Raw genomic sequence first — 24,175 nt, 5'->3', positions numbered from 1 at the left:
GCCATCCCCCCGGACACCTTTGATCGATCAAGCCGACTTGGTGGTGGCCAGGTCGTAGGAGGCGATGATCGGGGACTGCGGGTTGTGCTGGCTGTCGTACGGGGTGTACTTCATCTCCACCTTGGTGAAGTTCAGCACGATCTGCTCTTCCGGACGGTCGCTGGACGCGGAAATGTTGTAGGACGAGATCAGGGTGTTGGTCAGGGTGAACTCGATGTAGGTGTCACCCGGGTTGCCGGCGGTGACGATGTGGATCTTGGCGGTCACGCCCGTGCGGCCGCTGCAGGCCTGGGAAAACAGCTTCACGGAGGAGCTGTCGCTGGTCTTGGTCAGGACGACTTCGCGCACCGACGGCTCGGACCCTTCACGGTTGGCGGTGGCGCCGGCCAGGGTGTTCATGGACCGGGTCACACCCCACTGCAGGGTCTTGATGTCGGTCCACTGCTGATGGTTCTGCTGGGTGGCGTCGCCGGAGATGCCGTCGATCTGCAGGTAAATGGGCATTCTTTAGTTCTCCTCACTTCATGGACAGGTTGAACGCGGTCTTGCGTCGGTGCACCGGACTGGCGGGCGGCCAGCGGCCGGTGCGGTAGGTACGGTGCGCCGGGTGACCCCAAGCGGCTTGGGTCCGGGCTGGGCCTTGGCGGCCCTTATTCCGCCGCGGACTCCACCATCGGCCTTTCGGCCAGTGGCACCGTCTGGATGTCGATCCGGAAATCCCCGGCCTCGTCATCCCAATCCACGGTCGCGGCGGCGACGGTGCGCCGGGCGGCCAGGGTTTCCAGAAGGCGCTTGGACAGCGCCGGCATCAGGCTGCGTGACAGCACGTGGTCGATGGCCCGGGCGCCGACGTCGCTTTCGCCGCAGCGCGCCACCAGCCGCTCCACCACCGCGGGCGACACCGTCAGGGTGGCGCCGTAGGTCTGCTCCACCCGCTGGCGCAGACGGCCCAGTTGCAGGCCGACGATGTCGCGCAGGCGCTCCGCCGTCAGCGGCAGGTAGGGCACCACCGTGACGCGGCCCAGGAAGGCGGCCTTGTAGTGCTTCAGCAGTTCCGGGTGCAGCGCCGCCGACAGGCCCGCCAGGTCGGGCAGCGTCTCGCGGTCCGCCGCCAGGGCGGTCAGCAGATCCGAGCCGGCGTTGGACGCCATCAGGATGGTGGTGTTGCGGAAGTCGATGTCGCGGCCTTCGCCATCCCGCAGCACGCCCTTGTCGAACACCTGGTAGAAGATGTCCTGGACCCCGGGGTGCGCCTTTTCCATCTCATCCAGCAGCAGCACGCCGTAGGGCCGGCGGCGCACCGCCTCCGTCAGGATGCCGCCCTCGCCATAGCCGACATAGCCGGGCGGGGATCCCATGAGGAGGGACACCTTATGCTCCTCCTTGAACTCCGACATGTTGATGACGGTCAGGCTCTGTTCCCCGCCATACATCATGTCGGCGAGCGCCAGGGCCGTTTCCGTCTTGCCCACGCCGCTGGGACCGGCCAGCAGGAAGATGGCCGGCGGTTTGCGCGGGTCGGCGATGCCGGCGCGGGCGGTGTGCAGCACGTCGGCGATCAGGTGCAGGGCGTCGTCCTGGCCCACCACCCGCTGGCCCAGGCGCCCCTCCAGGCCCAGCACCGTCTCGATCTCGCTGGACAGCATGCGGCCGACGGGAATGCCGGTCCACCGCGCCACCACCTCGGCCACGGCCTGGGCCGTGACGTCGTGGTGCATCAGCGGCTGCTCGCCCTGGTAATCCGTCAAGTCCTGGTGCAGGCGGGCATGGCGGCCGCGCAGGGCCGCCACATCGGTGTCACCGGCGGGGGCGTCCTGCGCGGACTGGGCGATCTTGGTTTCCAGGGCGCCGCGCACGCCGATGATCTCATCGACCAGACGGCGCTCCTCCGTCCAGCGCTGGTGCAGGGCGGCCTGGCGCCGCTGGGCATCGGCCAGCCGCTCATCCAGGGCCGCGACGGCCTCCCCATGATCGGCGCCCAGCGCCATCTCCCGCAGCAGGGAAACCTTTTCCGCCTCCAGCCCCTCGGTCTCGCGCGCCACGGCGTCCAGGGCCTCGGGCCGGCCGGCCTGGCTCATGGCCACCATGGCCGCCGCCGTGTCCAGGACGCTGACGCACTTGTCGGGAAGCTGGCGCCCGGTGATGTAGCGATGCGACAGGTGCACCGCCGCCCGCACCGCCGCGTCCAGGATGCGCACGCCGTGGTGCTTCTCCAGCGTGGGCACCAGGCCGCGCATCATGGCGATGGCGGTGTCCTCGTCCGGCTCATCGACCTTGACCGGCTGGAAGCGGCGCACCAGGGCAGCGTCGCGCTCGATATAGCGCTTGTATTCCGCCCAGGTGGTGGCGGCCACCATGCGCAGGGCGCCACGGGCCAGATCCGGCTTCAGCAGGTTGGCGGCGTCGCCTTGCCCCGCCTGGCCACCGGCACCGATCAGGGTGTGCGCCTCGTCCACGAACAGGATGATGGGCTTGATCGAGCCCTTGACCTCGTCGATCACGCCTTTCAGGCGGTTCTCGAACTCGCCTTTCACGCCGGCACCGGCCTGCAACAGGCCCAGATCCAGCGTGCGGATGCTGACCTCGCGCAGGGCCGCCGGCACCTCGCCCGCGGCGATGCGCAGGGCCAGGCTTTCCACCACGGCGGTCTTGCCCACGCCGGCCTCGCCCACCAGGATGGGGTTGTTCTGCCGGCGGCGGGTCAGGATGTCGATGACCTGCCGCACCTCGGCGTCACGGCCGGTGATGGGGTCGATGCGGCCCTGGGTCGCCTCCGCCGTCAGGTCGATGGTGTAGGCGTCCAGGTTGGGGCTGCGTCCGCCGGGCTTGGCGGACGCGGCCGGGGCGGCGCCAGGAGCACCGGCCGCCGGCGTCTCCGCCTCGATCAGGGCGTCCAGCGCCGGCGGGTCGATGGCCTCCAAGGCCGCCGCCAAGTCACCAAAAGCCAAGGCGCCCTTGTCGTCGGCGACCAGAGCCGCCAGCAGGTGCAGAGGCGACACGGCACCCGCCTTGAAGCGCAGGGTGGCCAAGAACCACGCCTCCCGCATCAGCGACACGACGCGCGGCGAAAAGGCCGGGGCGCGGCTGCTGCCGGTGCGGCAACGGGCCAAGCCCCGATCCAGCGCCCGTTCCAGCGCCTCCGGCGACAGCCCGATCTTGGGCAGCGCCCCGCGCAGGCCCGTGTCCGGCCGGTCGAGCAGGGCATGCAGCCAGTGCTCGATCTCGATTTCATAGTGGGTCTTGGCCATGGCGCCGCCGGCGGCGGCTTCAAGCGCCCGGCGGGCCGTGGGGTCCAGCCCATCGACCAGTGTCCTTAGATCCATCGAATCCATGTCAAGACCCGCGCTTTTTGTTGACGTATTCCCCTACCCCATCGTCCGACCCAGGCCAGCCGACAGCACAGTGCAAAATAAAACTCGGAAGAAGTTTGGAACTTATCCAATAGTTATAGAGTCTATTTTTTTGGCCGTTAGCCTGCCGTTTACGTAACATTACATTAATATAGTCGCCTTACTTGCGGCATATACTTAAAGTAAAATTAGTCTATATCATCTATGCTTATGATTGCATCGTCCGGATCTTCCAGCATAGGCAAGGAGGCCAGCCAACTGTCGTAGCCCAGGCGCGGCCCTTCCCCATTCCGGCCATCCAACTGGCAGGGCGGCACCTCTTCGCGATGCAGGACCAACTGCACGTCGAAACTCAGTTCCGGCCCGGCATAGAGCCGCGCCAGTTCCACCAGGCGGGTCAGGCCGGGGCGACCCGGCAGATGATCCATGAACTGGCGCCGCGTCAGGGGGCCCAGGACGATACGGAATTGCCCCTGCACGTCCCACATGCGGGATCCCGCCACGGCATCCACGCCCAGGCGGTTGTAGGCCGGGGCCTTGCCACCCAGCCTCAGGCAGGTCTGCTCCTCCGCCGGGATGGCGATCCAGCGGCCGGCGAACTGCCGCACCTTCACCGGCAGGCCGCAGGCGTCGGCCAGCATGCGCTCCAGCGAAATGGCGGCGCGCGGCTGCTGGCTGAACAGGCCGGCGTAATAGACCGGAACCCCGTCCGGCACGGACAGGCGGCCGCGCAACTGGGCGGTGCCAAAGCCGGCGACGCTGAACAGGGCAGCCGTGGCGGCATCCCCGCCCTCCAGCCCGCGATGCTCGAACAGGGCGGGGAGGCGGTAGCGGCGCCAGGCACGGAACAGCAGCGTGGCGATGCGGTCGTTGAACAGGTCGAGGAAGGCGGCGAAGCCGGGCGTGCGGTCGCGCAGGCTGCGGATGGCCGTCTCGGTATAGGCCTGGGGCAACGCGGAAACCGGCCCCGTCAGGGTCATGACGTTCAGGTCCAGCCGGGCGGGCTCCGCCGCTTCCCCTTCTTCCCCGCCCTCGGCCGGCGCCGGCAGGTGCAGTCGCTGGATCTCATGTGCCGGGAAGCACAGCGACTGATGGGCGGCGAAGCGGATGGGCAGCTCATCCTCCTCCGCCGACGCGCCAAACTGCCGTTCCAGGAGCTGGATGGCGCGGAACAGGTCGAACCGGAACGGCTCATACCTCAGCATGTCCAGCAGGGCGGGCGATCCTGACAGGGGGGGCACAGGCGCCATGGCGTTCATGCCGTCACCTTGGCCCCGATGCGGGCCCCCCAGCGCACCAGCGCCTCCTTCCGCCCCTTGGCCCGCACGGTCAGGCGGGTGAAGGAGTTGATGGAGGTGTACAGGGCGAAAAATCGCTCCAGCACCGCCGACGGCAGGTAGATGCCCATGGCGCCCGCCCGTTCCGGGTCCATCACCAGGTCGATGTCGACACCCCGGCACAGGGCCGCGAAATCGGCGTGCGGTGCCCGCGCCGTGGCGCGGCGGTAGCTGATGGCGGTGACGCTCTCGACGATGGCCCGCGTTTCCGGCGTGTCCTTCAGGTCATACAGCTTCAGCAATTCCCGCAGGGCCGCCGCCCCGCCCTGGCCATCCATCAGCGACAGATGGTTGAGGTTGAGGTGGGAGATCAGGCGCCAGCGGGCGCCGTTGCCGATTTGCGGCCGCACCACCGCCGTGGGCGGGGTCAGGCAGGTGACGCTGGCGATGGGGCCACCCTCGGTCAGGTGCAGGCGGGGATGGCCCCCGCCGAACGGCAATTGCGCCGGCAGGTCGCGGTTGAAGCACAGCGTCTCCACGCTCACCGTCCAGTCGGGCGGGGCGTTGGGGTTCAGCCCCAAATCCACCAGCGACAGGTACATCTCGCTGCTGGCGTCGCGCCCGCCCCGGGGCCGGCGCATGGCATGCCAGAAGTGCTGCTGCCGGCCCGGATCCGTGCCGTGATGATTGCCGTATAGCGGCAGGAATTCCGCCTTCTCCCCGCGGGGAGAGGAGGCGCGCACCCGCTCGATGGCATAGATTTCCCGCGCTTCAGGCCGGCGGGCGTCGGGTTGCACCAGATACTCGGTGGCGTCATGGCCCAGGATGATGGGTTCCGCCGACTGGCGGAACAGGTTGACCATCGGCGCGCAGCCCAGGGCGAACACCTGCGGCCGCACCAGCCGCTCCCCCTCCGTCCACACCCGGTCGAGGTAGAGGTAGACCTCCATATGCTGGCCCACGCCCCGCAGGGCGCGGGCGCTGAGGCCCGCCAGGTCCACGAACAGGAACTTCTCCGGAAAGGCGAACAGCTCGCTCAGCAGGCGATAACCCAGGAAGGACTGGGCACCATAGGGCACCATGCCGTCCTCGGGCTCGAACCCGACAGGCGTCAGATACTCGGGGCCCAGTTCCACCGGCGCGGGGTCGTTGACATCCTCCACCACGGCCATGCCGACGACGTTGTTCAGCAACAGCTCATGCAGGGTGTACGCCACCTCCGGCGGGCCGGAGAGGAACAGGCGCAGGCGGTCCACCCCCAGATCCGTCAGGCCCAGGCCCTGGGCGGTGGAGCTGATCTTCAGGCGCAGCACCGACTTCGCCTGGCGGGTGGCCGCCACCAGCGGGGCCGCGGCCGGCAAGGCCGCCAGGCTGGCCGCCGTCACCTCCACCGGCCAGATCTCGGCGGGCATGGTGGTCTGGAAGCGGCAGGGCTCGCCCCGCACCGCCTCCGTCTCCACCTGGGCGCCCCGGGGCACGGTGAAGCTGCCCGTCAGCTCCGGCGCCGCCTTCATTTGCACGATGGCCATGGACGGCAGCGGCGTCACGTAATGGGGATAGAGCACGCCCAGCAGGGCGTCGGTCAGCTCGGGAAAATCGTCGTCCAGCTTCTGCCGCACGCGGGCGGTCAGGTAGGCGAAGGATTCGATCAGGCGGCCGACATGGGGATCATCCACCGTGGTGGGGCTGATCCGCAGGTTGCCCGCCACCTTGGGGTGTTCCGCCGCGAAGCGCGTCGCCGCCCGCCGGATGGCCGCCAGTTCCTGGTTGTAAAGGGACAGGAAGGTGTCAGGCATGGGGGTCCCCCTTGATCAGGAAGGTCTGGCTGACGGGGTCCAGCACGGATTCAAAGACGATGGGCTCGGGCGACGGGTCCAGGCGGATGACCGCCTCCACCCGGAAACGCAGGGTGCGGTCCAGATTGCGGCCGCCGTTCAGCAGGGTGACCGCCACGGCCGACAGGCGCGGCTCGAACTCGCGGATGGCGATCTCCAACGCGCGGCCGAACGCGGCCTGGCGTTCGGGGGCCGCCATGCTCATGGCCGTGAAGTCGGGAATGCCGTACTGCAGGGGGGAGCGCTGCACCTCGGCGATATCCGGGCCCAGCTTTCCCGGCCGCCGCCGGGTATTCAGCATGGCCTCCAGATCCCGGCGGATGGCGTTCTTCAGTTGCGACAGGGCGGCATTCCAGCCGGGACTGCGCACCGTCGGCCCTTCCACCGGCTGGATCAGCCGGTCAAGGACGGAGGGGACGATGGTGGCGGGCTGGGGGGCGGGCATGGCTTACGCCGCCTCCACGCCGGCCTGGGCTTCGTCGAAGCGCAGGCTGCTGAGATCGGCAGCGCCCACGGCCTCCTCCCCCACCAGGAAGCACCGCTGGCCCCGGCCCAGGATGCTGCCGTCCCGCTCCACCCAATCGGTCAGGCGGCCCAGGCGGTGCTGGTCGGTCAGGCCCTCGGTGCCGGTGCCAGCATAAATCATGGGCATATACAGGCTGCCAGCGGTGCCGTCGCGCAGGGTCAGGCGCACCGGCCGCCAGATCAGGTCGGACAGGCGCTTGGCCGGGGCAAAATCCAGGCCAAGCACATCGTCCAGTCCAACCCAGAAATACGTGCCATCGGCGCTCAGCATTTCCAGCAGGCCGCCACAGGCGTCGTCCAGATCACGGAAGTCATCGAAGGCCGCGCCCTTGTGCCGACCGGCATGAGGAGTGCGCAGGGCCTCCGCCTCCGCCAGCGTGGCGGCTGCCGCCGGCCCGTCGCCCGCGCGGGCCTTCACCCCCGCCTCCAGATGCAGGCGAGCGGCGGCGGAAATCTCCGTCAGGAATTCCGGCGGGCGGCCGTCGCGGTGCCAGTCCTGGCGGGCCGTCTCCGCCCGGATGAGCTGGCGCAGCAGCGAGACGGGAACCATGCTGCCCGGGTCCTGGTTCAGCACCACGGACAGCTGCGTGTCAGCCCGTTCCAACTGGCCCGCGACGCACAGCAGCTCCGCCAGCAGATAGCGCGCGCCGCTATCGGTGGGGGCCTTCTGCACGTGCGCCGTGGCGGCGGACACGGCGCCCGACAGGTCGCCGGCCTCGATGGCGTGGTTGATCGCGGTCTGGCTCATGGGTTCCTCCGGTCAGGCCTGCGGGCCGACAAGTTCCGTGACCAGCCGAAAGCTGGTCTGGACATCGTCGAGCTGGAAATGCGGTTTCAGGTGGATGACGCAGCCGAAGGCACCCGGCCGGCCGGCGATGTCGCGCACCTGCACCTCGGCCTCGCGCAAGGGGTAGCGGGCCTTGAAGGAGGTGCTGGCGTCGTCATTGGCCAGGCAGTAGCCCCGCAGCCAATCACGCAGATGGTCCTCGAAATCCTGCGCGGTGGCGAAGGAGCCGATCTTGTCCCGGCCGATCATCTTGATGTAGTGCGCGAAGCGCGAGGCGCAGAGCACGTACTGCAGCATGGCCGACAGCCGGGCGTTGGACGTGGCTGTCGCCCGGTCGTAGATCTTGGGAGCGTGCAGGGACTGGCAGCTGTAGAAGACGCAGGCGTCGAGATAGTTGACCCGCGACAGGGGCACGATGCCCAGGTCGCTGAGCTGCTTTTCCTGCCGGTCGGACAGATAGACGTCCAAGGGTGCCGCGGGCGCCGTGGCGCCCCCCAGTGCCGGGAAGGCGTGGCCAGGGAACTGGTCCACCAGGCCGCCGCCGTTCAAATCATCCGGCGTGCCCCGGATGTCGGCGAACCAGCCATATTGATGGAAGGCGCGCATGACCACGGTGGCGAAGGCGAAGGCGGCATTGCCCCACAGGTAATCGCCCGCCCCAGGCCGCCCCGTCCGTTCCGCGAAGCGGAAGCCGTCGATGCGGTTGGGATCGTGGCGGTAGGGCGGTCGCATCATCACCCGCGGCAGGGCGATGCCGATGAAGCGGGAGTCGTCCGCCTCGCGCAGGGCCCGCCAGCGGATGAACTCATGCCCCTCGAAGGAACGGGCGAGGTCCACATCGCTGGCCATGTCGCCGAAGCTGTCCAGCCCGAACAGCGCCGGCGAACAGCTGGTGACGAAGGGGCAGAAGGCCGCGGCCGCCACGGCGGCGATGGCCTTCAGCGTGCCCACGTCGTCGGTGGGGTGGTCGGCGTCACGCTGGTGCTGCACGGCATAGTCGCCGATCAGCAGGCCGAACGGCTCGCCACCGGGGGTACCGAACTCATCGCTGTACACCTTGGTGAACAACTGGCTCTGGTCGAACTCGATGGCGCGCTCGAAATCCCGGCACAGCTCGCGCCAGGACACGTCCAGCACACGGATCTTGATGGCGCGGGTGGAGGCTGACGCCTCCACGAGCTGAAGCAGCCCGCGCCAAGACGCCTCCAGTTGCTGGAAGCGCGGATTGTGCAGGATCGCGTTGACCTGGGCCGTGAGCAGAGCGTCGATCGCCGCGATCAGCTGGTCGATGACCAGGCGCTTGTCCGGATGGCGGCTGAGGTCCAGCCGCCAAGCCGGGGGCGCGTCGGGCCGGGGTTGCCGGCCTTCCATCGCGTCGATGCGTCGTTCCACCCCCGGGGCTGCCGCCTCAAGGGTCTGTTGCATCAGAGTTTGCTCGGTATCCGTGCCACCATGCGCAGGGAGGTCGTCAGCTCCTCCATCTGCAACCAGGGCCGCAACCAGGCGATGGCGTTATAGGAGCCCGGCTTGCCCGGGATTTCCTTCACCGTGATCTTGGCCTCGCGCAAGGGATAGGCGGCCTTCATTTCCTGGCCGGCGCCCTCGTTGGCGTTGACGTAGTTGTTGATCCAGCGGTTCAGCCAGGCCTCGCAGTCCTCGACCTCCAGGAAGGAGCCGATCTTGTCGCGCGCCATCACCTTCAGGTAATGGGCGAAACGGGACGTGGCCATCATGTAGGGCAGGCGCGCGGAGATGGCGGCGTTGGCCGTGGCGTCCGGGCGATCGTACTTCTTGGGCTTCTGCACCGTCTGGGCACCGAAGAACACGGCGTAGTCGGTGTTCTTGTAATGGCAGAGCGGCAGGAAGCCCAGCTTGCCCAGCTCGGCGTCGCGGCGGTCGGTGATGCCGATTTCCGTCGGGCACTTCTGGTCGGGATCGCCGTCATCGCTGACGAAGACATGGGTGGGCAGGGTTTCCACCTTGCCGCCGCCCTCGGCGCCGCGGATGGCCGTGCACCAGCCGTACTTGGCGAACGCCTCGGTGGCGCGCGAGCCCAGGACGTAGGCCGCGTTCATCCAGCAATATTCGTTGTGCTCCAGCGCCAGCGACTTGCCCGAGGGGTCCAGCGGCGCCTCCTCGAAATTGAAATCGTCAACGCTGAGCGTGCCGGCGCCGTACGGAAGGCGGGCCAGCACGCGCGGCAGGGTCAGGGTGGTGAAGCGGCTGTCCTCGCTGTCGCGGAAGCTGCGCCACTGCGCGTATTCCGCCGTCTCGAAGATCTTCTCCAGATCCCGGGGCTTGGCCAGCTCCTGGTAATCCTGGAAGCCGAACAGCTTGGGGCTGGCGGCGGAGACGAAGGGGGCGAAGGCCGCCGCCGCGATGCCGGAGATACCGGCCAGCATCTGCACGTCTTCGGGGTGGTTGGTGAACTCATAGTCACCGATCAGCATGCCGTAGGGCTCACCGCCCGGCGTGCCGAACTCGTTCTCATAAAGCTTCTTGAACAGCTCGCTCTGGTCGAACTCCACCGCCTTAGACAGATCCTTCATCAGCTCGCGCTTGCGCACGTTCAGCACGCGGATCTTCAGGTTGGCGCTGGTCTCGGTGTTCATGACCAGGTGGTGCAGGCCGCGCCAGCTGCCTTCCAACCGCAGGAATTCCGGATGGTGCATGATGGCCGCCAGCTGCTTGGACAGCTTGGCGTCGATGGCCTTCACCGCGGCGTTCAGGGTCTGGGTCAGGTTGCGGCTGTAGGTGACGGTGCCGCCCAGCGCCTCTTCGGTCAGGGTGCGGAGCAGTTCCTGCACGCGGGCCGGCTCCGTCTGCTTGGTGGCGCCGATGGCCTGGTCCAGCAGGGAGGGGCCCTCGACGGTGCCGGCCGCGGCGTCCTCGCGGGATACGGTCAGGGTATCGGACATCACTTCACCTCCTCGGCGGCGACACCCAACTGCTGCGACAGCTTCCGCAGTTGCGCGTCATCCTGAAGAATGGATTCCAGCAGGTCTTCCAGCTGGGTCGAGCGGTCAGCCTTGGTCAGCAGATCGCGCAGTTGGTTGCGCGTCTCCAGCAGCTTGCGCAGGGCCGGCACTTGGCGGACGATCTGGCCGGGCTCCATGTCCTCCAGCGAGGAGAACTTCAGGTCCACGGCCATCTCGCTGCCGTCATCCTGCAGCTCGTTGCGCACACGCAACGACAGTGACGGCTTCATGCGGGCCAGGATTTCGTTGAAGTTGTCCCGGTCGATCTGGATGAACTTGCGGTCCTTCAGCGGCTTCAGGTCGTCCGTCGGGTCGCCGGAGAAGTCGCCGAGCACGCCCACCACGAAGGGCAGCTCCTTCTCGACCATCGCGCCATCCGTTTCGACCTCGTACTTAATATGCACGCGCGGCTTGCGAACCCGCTCTAGCTTGTCATGAACGCTGGCCATCTACCTTCTCCTACCCAGGGGTTTCTTCATGCCATCCGGGATTTGCCCGGGGTAAAAATCATTCTTAATCAGCGGGTTATTGCCCATTATTCGAAACCGGCCTTATGCCGGCCGTGGTCAAGAGGGTGTTGCGCGCCCCGGCATCCGCCAGCAGTTCGGCCAGCAGCTCGGGCAGGCTCATGCGCCCGCGCCGGACCAGATCCTCGATGGTGTAGGACAGGGGCGAATGCGGCTCGGTCCGGCGGAAATACTGGCCGATCTCCGACAGCAGGCTCAGCGCCTCCTCCCGGGTGGTGATGCCCTGGGCCGGCCGCTGCGGCGCCGATACCGCCTCGACCACCGGGGCGCCGCTGGCGGATTGCAGGATGACGTCGGGCACGGCGGCCTCCTCCACCTCTTCCTTGGCCGACAGGCCGGTCAGGAACACCACCGCGTCCTCCACCTCCTCCAGGATGTGGGTGATGGTGGAGGTGGGCGGGGCATCGGCGCCCGCCCGTTCGGTCAGCAGCCGGTCCAGGTCGCGAAAGGCCTGGCGGCAGGCCCGGATGTCGGCCAGCAGCGCCCGGTTGCGGGCCGCCGGCACCTGGCCCATGCGCTGCGACAGGGCGTCCAGCGTGGGCGGCGGGGTGCGGCCCGGGCGATTGCGGGTGTCCGGCGTCTGGCTGGCGCGCTGAGCCAGCGCGTAGTGCCAATAGGCGATGGGCTGGTCTTCGCGCAGCAGCGGCACCTTGCGGATGGGCTGGATCAGCGTGCCTTCGGCGCCATGGCCGTTCAGTCCGCCGATGGGCGCCAGGCGCACGGCGATACCATCCTCGTCCGGCTCGGGATGGACGCCATCCCAATAGCGGTCCACCAGGCCGGCCAGCAGGCGGAAGCCATCGGCCAGGCCGGCGAAGCCGTCCAGCCGCACGGCGGCCTCCGTCAGCCAGACGGCGATCTCGATATCCTTGCTGCGCTCGGCCAGCACGGCGCGGGCCAAATCCTGGATACGTTGCCATTCGCCCAGCGACGACTGGGCCTCATCCTCGGAGTCCGCCCGGCGCTCAATGGCGCGGGCGGTGGCCCGCAAGTCCTTGAGCTGGAAATAGGCGGCGTCGCCGCCGTTGTGGACGCGCAGATCCGGCCCGCAAGGCTGCTCACCCGGGATGGGGGCCAGCAGAGCCGCCAGATCCAGCACGCTGGATGACACGATCGCGCCGTTATCCATCATGCACCTTTCCGTGACGGCCACAGCCGGCCCCAGAAGCCCCCGCCCCTGCCCCCGGCGGCGGCGCTGGCGTCCAGCGCGCGCAGCAGGGCGGCCAGGTCCGTGGGCCGGCGCTTGGGATCGGGCTGCAACATGGTGGCGACCACGCCGCGCAGGCGGTCCGGCACGGCGCTGATGTCCGGGACCTGGCGGCGGGCTGCCGTCGCCTCCTCCACCGTCTGGCCCATGGGCAGCTTCTCACCCCGCGCGGCGGCGACGATGACCAGGCCCAGGCTGTAGATGTCGGACGCCACGCCGATGGCGCCGCCATGCATGCCCAGTTGCTCGGGCGAGGCGAAGGAGAACTTGCCGGCGAAGTCCAGGCCGTCACGCGGGGTGGCGCCGTTGCGCATTTCCCGCGCCACACCGAAGTCGATCAGCTTGGCCCCCGCCGGATTGTCACCCGGCAGCAGGATGTTGTCGGGCGACACGTCGCGGTGGACGATGCCGGCCGCATGCACCGCCGTCAGGCCCGCCGCCAGGCGGCGCAGCAGGGCTTCCAGTCCGGTCAGGCCCAAGGGCCCCCGGCGCAGGAAATAAGACAGCGACTGGCCGTCGATGTACTCCAGTACCAGCATGGACCGGCCGTCGCCATCCCGGTACAGGCCGGCGCAACTGACCACCGCGTCGTGGCGGATGCGTTGCAGCAGGCGGCCTTCCTCATGGAACAGGCCGACGATCTTGGCGTCGTCCCGATACTCCGGAATGATGACCTTGATCGCCTGGTCGGTCTTCAGGTCGCGGTGGCGCACCCGGTAAATCTCGCCCATGCCGCCCCGGGCCAGCAGGGTGCGGACGATGAAGGTGTTCAGCATGGTGCTGCCGGGCGCCACCGACCAGCCGGTGGGGTCGGTCTTCACCGCCTGCCCCGCCGCCGGCGCCGGGTCATCCTCCCACGGGCGCTGCACCGCCTGGATATGACGGTCCAGCGCGGCGCGGGCGCCGCTCAACAGATCCAGCGACGCCACCTCATCCAGTCCAGCGCGGTGCGCCTCCGCCCGGACGCTGGCGATGAAGCCGGCCACCCGGCTTTCCATCACCTCCCGCGTCGGCACCACCGGCGCGGCATCGGGGGTGACCATCACTTCGGTCAATTCGGCCGGGGCGAAACGGGTCAGCTCATCCGGCGCCTCCGGGCTCACCAGCAGCGAGGTCATCTCGTCCGGCTGCTGGGGTGCGTCGGCTATCGCATCGGCGCCGGGCACACTGGTCTTGGCGACGGCCTGGGTCATTCAGCACCCCCTTGCGACGCCGCGTCCAGGGTCGGCGACGGCTGCGCCGACACCGCGCCGCCACCGGCATGCAGCGCGGCCTGCGCCACCGGATGGTCGCTTTCCGGCACGTCGACGACGACGGCCGTCAGGTTGTCGGGCGCGCCGCTGACCAGGATGTTCTCGATCAACGCGTCGACGGTTTCCCGGGGCGGCATGCCGCGCAGGATGCTGGCGATCTCCGTCTCGTTCAGGACCTTGGTCACGCCGTCGCTGCACAGCAGGAAGCGGTCACCGGGCTGGACGACATCCTGGACCATGTCGATTTCCAGGGTGTCGGCGGCACCCACGGCGCGGGTGACCAGCATGGTGGCGCGATGCTGCTGGTTGATGCCGGCGGCGACATGGTCGGTGGTCAACTGGCGCAGCCGACCCTCGCGCAGCATATAGACGCGGCTGTCACCCACCCACAGGCAGTTGAAGCGGTTGGCGTAAATCAACAGCACCACGGCGGTGGAGGCGATCAGGGCCTGGTCGCCCAGCATGGCGGCCTGCGACCGCAGCTTGTCGTTGGCCTCGACCAGGGCCTCGCGCACCTCGTCCACGAAGCCTCCGTAGGACAGCGGCGGCATCACCGCGTCCAGCGCCTTCACGGTCAGCGCGCTGGCGACCTCGCCGGCCGAATGGCCGCCCAGGCCATCGGCCACGCACCACAGCCCCAGGTCGGGGCGCACCAGAAGGGCGTCCTGGTTGATGCTGCGGCGGGTGCCGGCATGGGTGCGCCCATGACTGGGCAAGGCCACCACCGGACGCAACAGCAGGATGGGCAATTCCTCGTCCGCCAGGTGCAGCGCGGAGTCCGCGGGGCGCTCCCAGCCCCAGCGTTCCCATCGGCCATCCAGGAAGGCCGCATAGTTCTGTGGCGCCGGCAGGCCGGGGGAGATGAGCAGCGAGGACGCCACCTTGTCCGATCCCGTGGTCCACCACAGGCTGAAGCGGTTGTTGAAGCCGATCAGCACCTGGTCCAGCAGTTCGGCATAGGCGGTGCCCAGGGCACCCCGTCCGTTGCCGCCGCCATTGTTGGCGAGACCGACGCGGAAGGCGCTGCTTTCGGCCGGGCCGCGCGTCGTGTCATAGGGCGGGGCGCCCAAGACGCGGGCCGCCCGGTCGAAGCTGTCGAAGTCGAAATCGTCGTCCAGGGAGCTGAGCGCCAGATCCTCCAGCTTGTCGAACCAGGACCGGCCGCTTTCGATCAGCCGGATGGGGGCGACACAGCCGGGCAGCGGGGTGGCCAGCACTAGGGGGAAATAGCGTCCCACCCGGTCGACACTGGGCATCAGCACCCCGGCCATGGCCACGTCGCCGCAGACCCCTGGCCCCAGGACGAAGCGCCAGACCGGCGTGTCCAGGTAGCTCGGCAGCCACGCCTCGCCCATCTGCCGCTGGCTGGTCGACAGGGATGCCTGCAGCCATTCGTCCAGCGGGCGGACGACCGTGGGATCCAGCCGCCGGGAGACGAAGTCGCCCCGGGCCGGGATCTTGCCGAAGAAACCCGGCTCGTGAGCCGAGACGGCGCCATTCAGAAAGAGACTGGACAACGGAACGCCCTCAGTTCTTTGAGGATGAAGGGATTGAGCGAGGTGCTGGACTTCACCTCGAAGCCGGCGTTGTGGCTGCCCGAGGTGAAGTTGACGCGGAAGTTGTCGCTGCCCAGGGTGGTCACCGTGCCCTGGTCAACCAGGTGGAACAGCGACCACGGGCCGGTCTTCATCACGCTCTGCGGCAGGCCGTCGGTCACCTCGAACACCACGCGGCTGACGCCGTTGGGGTCGCTGTCCGGCCACTGGAGGGAGGCCGGCCACTGCGGACCATGCTGGTATTCGATCTGCTGGCCGCCACTGGCGAACAGCACGCCGGTCGTCTTCGGATCCAGGGTGACCGGGGTCACCTGCAGGGCCACGCGGGGCTGCTGACCGCCATCGGGGAAGAAGGCGTCGCGGATCTGGGCGGCGTACTGGAAGGAGGCCAGGACGCTGTCGGGAATGCCCAGGCCCGTGTCGCCCACCTTGCTCCACCGCCACTTGGCGCCCGAGGTATCGACCAGGGTCTTCAGGTGGTTGTTGAAGAAGTTGTCCAGCATGCCGTTGGGGGCGAACAGCCGGGTGAAATCACCCACCGAGATTTCCTTGGCGCTGTCCTTGGCGAAGGGGTAGCGGCCGTTCACCGCGCGGGTACAGAAGCCGCCGACCTCGGCGCCCCACAGATTGCTCAACTGGGCGCGGGCGCCGCCCACCGACTGTTCCGACGCGCTGCCGGTGATGGTGGCGATCCAGCCGTTGACCGGGCGCGGCATCTGCGGCGCCTGGCTGTTCAGCATCTGGATGGGGCCGCCGGCGCCGCCGTGGGAGGTGCGGGCATAGAGGGCCATGCGGCCATTGCCCGGCCCGCTGGCGACGTTGCTCAGCTCTTGATAGGCCTCACCCAGCAGCCGCACCAGATCCTCCGCCCGCGCCGGCGCCCCGTTGTTGGGCGTGACGAAGTCGGCGATGGGCTGGAAGTGCTGGGCCACGGCCACGGCGCCCGAGGGGGCGTCCGGCGCCGGCAGGGCCGCCGGGGCCGCGGCACCACCGCCGGCGGCCACCGGCTTGGGACCGCCCGGCAGGGGGACGATCTGCGTCTCCGCCGCGATGTCCTTCAACAGCTTCAGCATCGGCATGTCGGGACTGGACACCAGGTTCAGCACCGCGATGGTCTGCTGCATGTCGGCCAAGGGCACGACGCGCAGGTCGCCCAGCATGGTGTCCCACTGCTGGATATAGTCGGCGTAGTACAGCTGCGTCACACGCTCGCGCAGGTCCTCCGCCTGGGCCGCCTGCGACGGGGCGTTCGCCCCGGCAGGCTTGTCGCCCAGGACCCAGCTCTGCCCCTGCACCTCGGTGATGACGGCGTTCAGCGTCGGCAGGAAGGCCTTGTAGCCTTCGGGCGTGTAGAGGCCCGGGATGCCTTCGGTCAGCGGCTTGCCGGAGATGCGGGTGAAGACATGGTCCGCGGTGGCGCCGGCATGGTCGATGGGCCGCCACTGGGGCAGTTGGCTGACGCCTTCATGCTGACGCACCAGGGCGTAGACCCGCTCCGCCGGCGACAGCTTTTCCAGGCTGCGGCGCGACTGGCTGATCAGGTTGGCGTCCAGGGGGATGGGGGTCAGGCTGCCCAGGGTCAGCAGGCTGTCCAGGTGGCGCGCCAAATCCTCACGCAGGCCCTTGTTGGCCTCGCCCGGCCAGGTGGCCGCCCAGTCGGCGGTCATCCATTGGCGCACGGCGTTCGCGTCCAGGGGGCCGCGGCTGCCCAGCATCAGGTAGATCTTCAGCGCGCCGGCCACGAAATCGTCGTCGTCCTCATGCGCCTGGATCTGCTCCTGTAACCGGACCAGCAGACGGGGCAGCATCAGGCCGTTCAGCGCCCGATGATAGACGGCGGCATGCACCGTCTTCAGCTTGTCGCCCTGGTAGAGGCCGAAGGTCAGCCATTTGCTGGCCACGCCCTCATTGTTCTCCAGGCCCGTAGGCAGGTTGCGCAGGATGTTCAGCGGCTTCACGGCGCGGACCAGATCCTCGTCCGTCACGCCTTGGCTGGGGATACCGGCCGCCGCCTTGTCATAGGCTTGCAGGCCGTCGTCGATCAGGGCCACCTGGCGCTTGTTCTCCTGGTAACCGGTGCTCCAGGCATAGGCCAGGACGCCCAGGATGACGGCGGCGGTGGCGTAGGTGGCGATGCGCAGGCGGCGGCGGCGCTGTTCCACCTTGGGGTTCAGGCTGACGACGGCCGCCTCGGCGAAGATCACCTCGTTGAACAGCCGGGTCAGGAAGTAGCTGCGGCCCTGCCGGTTGTTGGCTGGCATGCGCACCGGGTCCAGGCCGAAGGTGGCGGCGATGGTGGCCATGGTGCGGTCGATGGGCATGCCCACCTGCACGCTGCTGGTGAAGTAGCTGCCGCGCAGCAGGGGCCGCGTCTCGTATGGGCTGGCGCGGAAGATCTCCGTCAGGATTTCCAGCAGCGCGTCGCTGAGGCTGGCCACCTGGTTGGGGAAATTGAACACCAGGCCGCGGCGCTCGATGTCCGTCTCCTGCTGCACCCGTTCCAGCAGGCGCTCATTCAGGCGGACGACCAGGCCCTCCAGCTCCTGCGGGAACTGGTCGACCACACCCGGGCTGTCGGCGGCGCCGTCATCCAGGGGGAAGGTGGTGCCCCAGACCTGCTCGCGCTCGGACTTGCCCAGGTTGTCGAAGAACTCGACGAAGCCCGGCACCAGGTCGACCTTGGTGAACAGCACATAGACGGGGAAGCGCAGGCCGAAGCGGTCATACAGCTCGTTCAGGCGCAGGCGGATGGCACGGGCGTGGTTGAGGCGCTCCGTCGGGTCGGGGGCCATCAGGTCGGCCAGGCTCATGACCACGATGGCGCCGTTCACCGGCTGGCGCGGACGGTAGCTCTTCAGCAGGTCCAGGAAGCCCAGCCAGGCGGCCTGGTCCTGATGCGGATCGCTGTCCTGGGTGGTGTAGCGGCCCGCCGTGTCCAGCAGGATGGCCTCGTCCGTGAACCACCAGTCGCAGTTGCGGGTGCCGCCGATGCCCTTCAGGGGGTCGCGGCCGATGGTGGTGGACAGCGGGAAGTTCAGGCCCGAGGTCAGCAGGGCGGAGGTTTTGCCCGAGCCCGGCGGCCCGATCATGATGTACCAGGGCAGCTGGTAGAGATAGCCCCGGCCCATGCCCTTGCGGCCGGCCTTCTTGCGCAGCTGGCTCAGCGCCTCCTGCAGGCGGTCGCGCAGCAGGCGCAGTTCCTCGGCGGAGGCGGCATCGGCGCCGCGGCGCTTCTCCTCCTCGCTGGGGTCGGTAAGGTCGTGGACCATGCGCCGGTCGGTCTGGCGGGCCTTGAGGTTGACCTGAAGGTTGAAGGCCGCCCAGATGGCGAAGACGGCGCCGCAGGCGATCATCCGCACCAGGTCGCCCTCCAGCGGCCGATGGCTGCCCACCGCCACCAGGGCGCCGAAGAACCAGATGACCAGGGCGAAACCGATGGCCCACACCAGGGACCAGGCCCAGCGGGCGCGGAAGGGCTGCGCCAGGGCGGAAATCAGGGGTTGCGCGAAGTAGACGCTGCTGGGGACGTTCATTGGGCCGTTCCCTGGTTGGGGGTCGGGACAGGCGTCGCGGCGGGGGTCGCTGAGGCGGCCGACGGCGCCGGAACGGCGGCCGGGGGGAGCTCAGGATCACGTCGATGCGGCGGTTGGCTTCCCGGCCGGCTTCCTGGTCATTGCTGGCGACGGGCTGGGTGTCGGCCATGCCCTGCGCCTTCAGGCGGGACTTGTCGGTCAGGTGGGTGGCGATGACGGCGGCGACCGCGTCGGCACGGGCCTGCGACAGATGCCAGTTGGAGGGGAACCGGATGGTGCGGATGGGAATGTTGTCGGTGTGGCCCGTGATCAGCACATTGCCGGGCCGGGTGTTCAGGGCCTCGCCAATGCGATGCAGCAGGGCGATGTAGCTGTCATTCACCTCGCTGCTGCCCGACGCGAACATCCCGGCGTTGCGGATGCGGACGACCGTGTCGGTGCCCTGGGGCACCACGGTGACCAGGCCCTGCGCGATCTCCGGCGCCAGGAAGGCGCGGAACTGGTCAATGTCCCTTGACTTCGGCTGGACGGGGGCTGTCGGCTGGGCCAGGGCGACGCTGGGCTGGCCCACCGGCGGCAGGGTGGCCATCTTTTCCAGCGTGGCGTCGGAGCTGCCGTTCAGGGCGAAGCTGAAGCCCGTGGCCATCACGGTGATGATGATCAGCGTGGCCGCCATGACGGTCCAGAACTCGATGCTGGGCAGCAGCGGGCGGAAGGGCGCTTCCACCCCGCGCCAATGCACCGACAATTCGCGTTCCGCCTCGCCGCGCCGCTGAGTCAGCACGCGGTAGAGATTGTCGCGGATGCGGGCATGCTCCAGCGAGCCTTGCGGCAGGATGCGCAGACGGCCCTCGAACCCCAGCGACAGGCAGAGGTACATCAGCTCCAGCACCTGGAAATTGGCGGCCGGATCCTTCAGCAGGTGGTTCAGCAGGTCGTAGAACCGCTCGCCGCCCGTCACGTCGATGTGGAAGGTGATGACCATGCCCGCCCGGGCCCAGCTGCTGCTGGCGCCCCAGGGGGTGTTCAGCACGATGTCATCGAGGGTGGCGCACAGCGCGTAATGGGCGGCGCGCGCGGCCTCGTTGGTCACGCCTGTGCCCTGCGCGCGCTTCTCGAAGGTCTTGATCTCATCGGAAACGCGCTCGCGCAGTTCCTCGATGTTGGACTGGGCGGCGGAGGTGCGCAGGCGGCGGGCCAGGGTCAGGATGGGGCCGGCAGCCGCCACCAGTGGGTTCAAACCGCCGAGCGTCAGGTCGACCGTGTCCTCGGGCGCGTAGTCGCTGGGCGGGGCCGCCACCTGCACCGCGGCCGGACGCCGGCCACCGGGCGTCGGCTTGATGATGGTGGGTTCGTGCGCCGTCTGGCCGTAACTGGGATAGGACATCACGCACCCCCCTTGATGGCCCACAGCTCCATTTCGACCTGGGCGAAATCACCCGCCAGGTGCAGGGCGATGCCGCCGGACTTCTGAAGCTGCTTGAAATGCTGGCTGCTGCGGTCCAGCTCGAAGAAGACTTGGCCGCTGCGATAGGGCAGCTGGCGCGGCGCCACCGGCAGGGGCCGCACGTTGATGCCGGGCAGCGCCACGTTCACCAGCTGCGCGATCTGTTCCACCGGGCCGATCTTCACCTGGTTGGGGAAGACGCGACGCAGATGCTCCACCGGCATATCGGCGTTCACCGCCAGCACGAAGGTGGCGTTGAACAGCAGCGACCGGTCGACGATGACGCCGACCTTGATGCCATGGCGGCGCGCCTGCAGCGGGATGGCGACGGCGGTCTGCTCCAGCACCGCGCTCAGCGAGGCGCGCAAGTCGGAGAACACCGGGCGGAAGGTGTTCTGCAGATCCTCGTGCCGGTATTCCGGGAAGACGGCGGCGCGCTTGGCCTCGGTGGTGAAGGTGGCCAGTTCCCCCGCGATTTCCACGCACAAACGATAGAACCGCTCGGGATGCAGCATGGGGGCCGTGGCGGCGTAGTGGCGCAGCAGCGGCTCGTACCGGTTCACCGTCTGCAACAGCAGGAAATCCGCGATCTCCGCCGCCCCCTTGGCCGAAGGGCCGGACAGGCGCCCGGCCAGGGCCTCCGCCCGGTGCTGGATCAGGGCCTGCAGCTCGGTCAGGAAGGCGGCCAGGGGGGCCTGCGCCGCGACCGAGGTGACCGGGGCGATGAATTGCTCATCCAGGATGATGGCGCGGTCGGACCGCACCTCGACCACCCGGGCGATGGCCACCTTCTCATAGCCGGCCAGGGGCTGGGTTTCCGGCGCCAGGCGCAGGCGCAGGCGGGCCACGTCCATGGGGGCCGCCTGGTCGCTGCCCAGGTTCGCGTCCTCCGCCTCATACCGGGCGGGGACGAAGCGGGTGATGGCGTCCTCGGAATTGGCCAGGCCGACCTCGGCCCCACCCGGCTGGCGCACCGGCAGCGTCAGGTAGATCAGGCAGTTCTTGGTGGTGTCGAACAATTCCAGCGGCGGCGGATGGTCGGCGTCGTCGGGAATGGAGAAGGGCGTGCCGTCCGGCAGGATGCCCTTGGCGGACACGATGGCGAACTTGCCGATGCCCAGCAGTTCCCGGTTGATGGTCAGTTCGCTCAAGCCCCAGGCGAAAGGCGTCAGCGGTTCGGTGCGCGCGTGCAGCAGGCGTTCCACATGGCGGTCGGCCTGCTGGAAATGCTGGACCCGGAGGAACATCCCTTCGGTCCAGACCACGCGGTTAGCGGACATCATGGCCGGGGCCTCACTTGGCGGAGGTGCGCTGGGGCGCGGCACCGGGGGGCGGGACGGCATCCGCCGTGTCGCGCTTCACCGCCAGCCCGGTGGCCCCCACGGTGACGTTCAGCGTCACCGGGCCGGTGTCCGGCAGGGCCACGACCTCGCGCCAGTTCGCCTGGTCGATGGCGCGGTAGGCGGCAACGATGCCCACGTAATGCACCTTGTCGTTCTGCGGCAGGGTCATCTGCTTCTTCTCACCCGGCTGCAGCACGAACTCATCCCGGCCCAACTGGTCCGCACCCAGGGCCTGGGCATCGTGCTGGATCAGCTGGATGGGGGCGGCGATCGTGAACTTGTCCTTGGACGCCAACTGATAGACCCGGGTCACGATCGGCGACGGCCGGCCCAGCGTGTCGGGGTTGGCGTCGGGGCCGACATTGATCGACACGGGCACCGTGGTCCGCGCCGGCGGGGGCGGGGGCGGCTCGTGCGAACACGCCGCCACTTGCAGGACGGCGCCGGCGAGCACGGCGGCGAGAGCCACGCGGTGGATGGGGCGGCGGGCGGTGGTCTGGGCGAGAGGCATCGTCTGGGGAACCCTGTTGGTCTGGGCTGTTTTTGGGGAATTGAGAGAGGCGCCGCGGTTCAGAGGCTTCTGAACTGCTGGGTGTAGGCGGAAGAGAACTTGCTGCCGAGCGGCGGGCCGGAGGACTGTTCCCCCATCATCCGCTGGTGGGCCTGCTCATACCGTTCCCAGCAGCGGGCCTTGTGCACCTGGGGCAGCATGGAGGCGCTGACGTCGTTCTTGATGGCGTCGGGCGACAGCTGTTCCAGCACATCGCCCACCACCGTCTTCATCCCGGCGATCAGCGCGACCTCGTGGGCCTTGATGTCGCGCAGGCTTTCGCGGATGGCCTCGGGCGCGTCCATGAAGCCCATGACCCGCCGGCCGATCAGGACGGCCAGCGTGCCTTCCAGGTTAGCGGAGAACTTGAGCGGGTTGTTCTCCTTGGCGCGCAGCAGCGTGTGCTCGATGCGGAACTCGGACTTCAGGAAGGCGCGCAGCTCCAGCAGTTCACGCAAACCGGCGACCGCCTCGCGCAGGGCCAGGCCCATCTTGTGCATCAGCGCGGGGGCGTCGGCCGCGTCCACGGCGTCCAGAGGCAGGCCCACGCCGGCGAGGAAGGCCTCGAACAGGTCGTTGGGGATCTGTTGGGGGCTCTGTGACGCCGACGCCTGCGGCGCGGGGCCGGACGGCGCCGGGGTTGGGGCCAGATGGGTTTGAGCCGGCGGCGGCGTGACAGGCGTGGCCAAAGCGGCGGGCGTCATGGTGCCGGGCGCCGACGCGGCCGGGGCGGCAGCGGGAATGGGGGCGGGCGCAGCCGCATGGGGCCGCGCCGGGACCGACGGATTGATCGGCAGGATAGTGGCGCCGGCGCCGTTGGCCGGGGCGACCGGCATCGCATTGCCCGGCGCCGGGCTGACCGGCGACGACAGCGGCATGCGCGCCGCGGCCTGACCGCCGCGCGTCCCGGCGAACGCCTCCGCGATGACGGGGGCGCCGACGGCCTCCAGCTCACCTGACATGCCGGCGCCATCGGCGCCCTCCGCCTGCCAGTCCATGGGGATGACGGGGTGCTTCACCTCCGGCGCCTCGAAATAGGCGCCGGTGCCGGAATGGGCCGCCAGCGACGGGGCCAGCGCGCCGCCGAACGGCGCCTCCACCTCCGCCTCCCCTTCCCCCAGGATGTCGGTCAACTGCATCTCGCCAACGCGGTCGCCGGCCAGGACCTGGGTCAGGGAGGGGACGTAGCCGGTACGGGCACCGTTCAGGCCCTCAAGGCCGTAGTCCATGTCAGGATCGGTCGTGGATAGCCCACCCTGGGGCAGGCCAGGATGGGCGGCCACGCCAAGGGAATGCCCCAGGGGCGTGGCCACTTGCTGCTCACCGATTTCCAGCCGCAGGCTGCAGGGCCCCAGGTTGATGACGTCGCCGTCATTCACCGGCTGGGCGTTACCCCGGCCCAGGGGAGAGGAAGCCCCGCCGACGTACACGCCGTTGGTGCTGGTATCGATGACGAAATAGGTCTGGCCCCGCAGTTCTATGCGGCAGTGCTGTTTGGACAGGTGCCGCTGCGGGTCGCTGACCACCCAGTCGTTCTCGGCCCCGCGCCCTATGGTGAAACTGCCGCCGTCACAGACGCGCGTCTCACCTTCGGAAACGGAGCAGTCCCCAGCCATAATAACCCGTAAGACAAGGGCCATCTGTTCCTCGCTGAGCAAGGACGACGTTGTCGACGCCACCGAGAAGCCGACAATGCGTCCAATCTTTTAACGATAAATTTACCAAGCAATGCACGCTGATATAATTCGGAAGATAGTTCCGTCGAGCCCCCAGAAACGGCTCTCGGCGGCTTATGCATATAGAGGTAGATATAGGCTCAGCTCGTAAGAAACCCCAATCATAGGGCATAGCTTCAAAGTATATTTTGAACGGTATTTTAATCGATATTATTCGAAGCAACCCCTGGATTCGCCTGAATAAATTGGAAATTCCAACCGCAGGTGACGGTGTTCTATAACGACTGGGTAGAACGGCATATATACCAGCAAGGTGGCGGCCTATGACCCG

The 24,175-nt window shown here is 68.4% G+C and carries 16 protein-coding genes and 1 pseudogene; all 17 read right to left on the bottom strand.

The window, feature by feature from the left end:
* Positions 1-27: 27 nt before the first annotated feature.
* Positions 28-504: an Hcp family type VI secretion system effector gene (locus ULB03_RS00915; protein WP_145733436.1), complete on the bottom strand. Its 477-nt coding sequence runs from the start codon at positions 502-504 to the stop codon at positions 28-30.
* Positions 505-650: 146 nt separating this feature from the next.
* Positions 651-3,323 carry a type VI secretion system ATPase TssH gene (gene tssH / locus ULB03_RS00910; protein ID WP_322481439.1) on the bottom strand — a complete coding sequence of 891 codons (2,673 nt, stop codon included), beginning with the start codon at positions 3,321-3,323 and terminating at the stop codon, positions 651-653.
* A gap of 215 nt (positions 3,324-3,538) precedes the next feature.
* Entirely contained in the window at positions 3,539-4,609 is a 1,071-nt protein-coding gene (gene tssG / locus ULB03_RS00905) for a type VI secretion system baseplate subunit TssG (RefSeq protein WP_322481438.1), read from the bottom strand.
* Positions 4,606-6,423, bottom strand: a complete 1,818-nt coding sequence (gene tssF / locus ULB03_RS00900) for a type VI secretion system baseplate subunit TssF (RefSeq protein ID WP_322481437.1) — start codon at positions 6,421-6,423, stop codon at positions 4,606-4,608. Before tssF ends, tssG begins: the two co-directional genes overlap by 4 nt.
* A complete protein-coding gene (gene tssE / locus ULB03_RS00895; RefSeq protein WP_322481436.1) occupies positions 6,416-6,907 on the bottom strand; it encodes a type VI secretion system baseplate subunit TssE in 492 nt (163 codons plus the stop codon). The genes tssF and tssE overlap by 8 nt, the downstream gene beginning before the upstream one ends.
* 3 nt (positions 6,908-6,910) lie before the next feature.
* Positions 6,911-7,735, bottom strand: coding sequence for a type VI secretion system accessory protein TagJ (locus tag ULB03_RS00890; RefSeq protein WP_322481435.1), 825 nt, complete (start codon positions 7,733-7,735; stop codon positions 6,911-6,913).
* Between the two features lie 12 nt (positions 7,736-7,747).
* Complete coding sequence (gene tssC / locus ULB03_RS00885; protein ID WP_322481434.1) at positions 7,748-9,199, bottom strand: type VI secretion system contractile sheath large subunit; 1,452 nt, start codon at positions 9,197-9,199, stop codon at positions 7,748-7,750.
* On the bottom strand, positions 9,199-10,692 hold the full coding sequence (gene tssC, locus ULB03_RS00880; protein ID WP_322481433.1) for a type VI secretion system contractile sheath large subunit: 1,494 nt from the start codon (positions 10,690-10,692) through the stop codon (positions 9,199-9,201). Before tssC (ULB03_RS00880) ends, tssC (ULB03_RS00885) begins: the two co-directional genes overlap by 1 nt.
* Positions 10,692-11,201 carry a type VI secretion system contractile sheath small subunit gene (gene tssB / locus ULB03_RS00875; RefSeq protein ID WP_145733445.1) on the bottom strand — a complete coding sequence of 170 codons (510 nt, stop codon included), beginning with the start codon at positions 11,199-11,201 and terminating at the stop codon, positions 10,692-10,694. Before tssB ends, tssC (ULB03_RS00880) begins: the two co-directional genes overlap by 1 nt.
* A 76-nt stretch (positions 11,202-11,277) precedes the next feature.
* Positions 11,278-12,411 carry a type VI secretion system protein TssA gene (gene tssA, locus ULB03_RS00870; RefSeq protein WP_322481432.1) on the bottom strand — a complete coding sequence of 378 codons (1,134 nt, stop codon included), beginning with the start codon at positions 12,409-12,411 and terminating at the stop codon, positions 11,278-11,280.
* Complete coding sequence (locus ULB03_RS00865; protein ID WP_322481431.1) at positions 12,408-13,679, bottom strand: serine/threonine-protein kinase; 1,272 nt, start codon at positions 13,677-13,679, stop codon at positions 12,408-12,410. Before ULB03_RS00865 ends, tssA begins: the two co-directional genes overlap by 4 nt.
* The gene (gene tagF, locus ULB03_RS00860; protein WP_322481430.1) at positions 13,676-15,256 is read right to left on the bottom strand and encodes a type VI secretion system-associated protein TagF; all 1,581 of its coding nucleotides are present in this window, start codon (positions 15,254-15,256) and stop codon (positions 13,676-13,678) included. The genes ULB03_RS00865 and tagF overlap by 4 nt, the downstream gene beginning before the upstream one ends.
* On the bottom strand, positions 15,238-18,828 hold the full coding sequence (gene tssM / locus ULB03_RS00855) for a type VI secretion system membrane subunit TssM (RefSeq protein WP_322481429.1): 3,591 nt from the start codon (positions 18,826-18,828) through the stop codon (positions 15,238-15,240). Before tssM ends, tagF begins: the two co-directional genes overlap by 19 nt.
* A gap of 154 nt (positions 18,829-18,982) precedes the next feature.
* A pseudogene (icmH, locus tag ULB03_RS27350) lies at positions 18,983-20,215 on the bottom strand (type IVB secretion system protein IcmH/DotU); the annotation flags it as partial.
* Positions 20,215-21,558 (bottom strand): type VI secretion system baseplate subunit TssK, encoded by a 1,344-nt coding sequence (tssK, locus tag ULB03_RS00840; RefSeq protein ID WP_322481426.1) that lies wholly within the window; start codon positions 21,556-21,558, stop codon positions 20,215-20,217. The gene tssK and the pseudogene icmH, both read right to left, overlap by 1 nt.
* Before the next feature lie 10 nt (positions 21,559-21,568).
* The gene (gene tssJ / locus ULB03_RS00835) at positions 21,569-22,129 is read right to left on the bottom strand and encodes a type VI secretion system lipoprotein TssJ (protein WP_322481425.1); all 561 of its coding nucleotides are present in this window, start codon (positions 22,127-22,129) and stop codon (positions 21,569-21,571) included.
* A 59-nt stretch (positions 22,130-22,188) separates the two neighbouring features.
* Positions 22,189-23,784 carry a type VI secretion system-associated FHA domain protein TagH gene (tagH, locus tag ULB03_RS00830; RefSeq protein ID WP_322481424.1) on the bottom strand — a complete coding sequence of 532 codons (1,596 nt, stop codon included), beginning with the start codon at positions 23,782-23,784 and terminating at the stop codon, positions 22,189-22,191.
* Between the last annotated feature and the right edge of the window lie 391 nt (positions 23,785-24,175).

Source organism: Nitrospirillum goiasense, assembly GCF_034427435.1.
Lineage (GTDB): Bacteria > Pseudomonadota > Alphaproteobacteria > Azospirillales > Azospirillaceae > Nitrospirillum.
This window is presented reverse-complemented; position numbering and strand designations above follow the sequence as displayed.